Genomic DNA, 1,287 nt, shown 5'->3' with positions numbered 1-1,287 from the left:
ACCTCAAGAAAAAGGCGATGGCGCTTGGATTTGACCTCGTTGCTAAACCTGCTCTCCCGGAGTGTGTTTCTTAGGAGATAGCTCAGTTTAGCTGATTATCTCCTCAGTTAATTACTGCTCGGCTACTTTTGCCATCCTGCACTAGACTCAGAAGTAGGAGCATTTCTAGCAAAAATGAGTACGAGAGCGCAAATGGAAGTCACGATGAACTGCGAGATCTCCTGTTGAACAAAGTTTATTTCCATCGGCAAGCCATCTGAAGTCAATTTAGACATCTCTAATTGACTAACCACAGACGGCAATAATATGAGTCAGCGATCGCAAACCTTTATCGGCTCCGCTCCAAATTGCCGAAGCGCGATCGCAACCAATGATCAGCGATTTCTCCCGACTCCTTCTGCTGGAAGAGCGCGATCGCGACTTCTTGGCGCAAGTCCGCTTCTGCCAGAGATAGATTATCGGGAAGCTCGATCGTGACTTGCATTGTTTTGGCTCCAAATCTAGTGCAATGTCCCTACTTCACATCTTCGCTTACGCCTTCAAGAAATGCGATCGCGCCTTTTGCCCAAACATTATTTTCTGCAAAGTGCTCGCCGACTTTGACACCTGCTTTTTTGCCGCCCTTCCAAAGCCGTTTGAGGCTGAGAAAGTTTTGCCATCTCTGCTGGTCTTGCGCTTCGATGAGTTTTGCCTCCACCTCAATGATCTGAGGAACAGCATTTACGTCTGACAACTTGGGGTATTTCTGCTGGAGTTCGTCAATAAACTGTGTGTAGTCCGTGAGTAAAATCTCAAAGTTTTGTTCAGAAGAGTTGCTGTGTTGGGTAAATTCCTGTTTGCTGCCTTCAGCCGCGTAGTTAACGCCGATCGTTGCATTCTGCTGATTGAAAATGGGTTGATTCATGATGATTGTTCCTGCGGTTTCGCTGTTTTGTTGGGCTTGTCGATCGACTTTCTGTGCTTCTAGATGGGCATGATAGATTTCATAGGCGTAGTATTTGCAGTTTTCTTGAATAGTGACTAAGGCACGGAAAGCATTTTCACCAAATTCTGTCGGTATAAGATTACGCAGAGCAGGAAGCGTGTAAGCTACGTGATCACTACTTGTGCCGCATAACATTTCGGCTGCCTCAAAAGAGCAAAAAGGTGGGATTTGTGGATGCATACCTTCCTGTAGGGTTATCATTTCAAGTAATACAGGAATTATTTCGGGAGTGTAAATTAGTTTGTGTCAGAGGTCAAAACACGATCTAATGAACCCATCACCAGAGACACAAACTCATGACC

The 1,287-nt window shown here is 45.5% G+C and carries 2 protein-coding genes; both read right to left on the bottom strand.

The genetic code is table 11. The features are described 5' to 3' along the window. Positions 1-328 precede the first annotated feature (328 nt). Entirely contained in the window at positions 329-484 is a 156-nt protein-coding gene (locus C7B65_RS28230) for a hypothetical protein (RefSeq protein WP_181314520.1), read from the bottom strand. Between the two features lie 30 nt (positions 485-514). Next, on the bottom strand, positions 515-1,165 hold the full coding sequence (locus tag C7B65_RS26915; RefSeq protein WP_106254248.1) for a hypothetical protein: 651 nt from the start codon (positions 1,163-1,165) through the stop codon (positions 515-517). Between the last annotated feature and the right edge of the window lie 122 nt (positions 1,166-1,287).

The sequence above is a fragment of the Phormidesmis priestleyi ULC007 genome (genome assembly GCF_003003695.1).
Taxonomy (GTDB): domain Bacteria; phylum Cyanobacteriota; class Cyanobacteriia; order Leptolyngbyales; family Leptolyngbyaceae; genus Phormidesmis_A; species Phormidesmis_A priestleyi_A.
Note: the sequence above shows the minus strand (reverse complement) of the source record. Positions and strands in the feature narration are given on the sequence as shown.

Bases quoted from the DNA above. Each gene is read 5' to 3' on its own strand.
- C7B65_RS28230 (WP_181314520.1), bottom strand. From the start codon at position 484: ATGCAAGTCACGATCGAGCTTCCCGATAATCTATCTCTGGCAGAAGCG.
- C7B65_RS26915 (WP_106254248.1), bottom strand. From the start codon at position 1,165: ATGCATCCACAAATCCCACCTTTTTGCTCTTTTGAGGCAGCCGAAATG.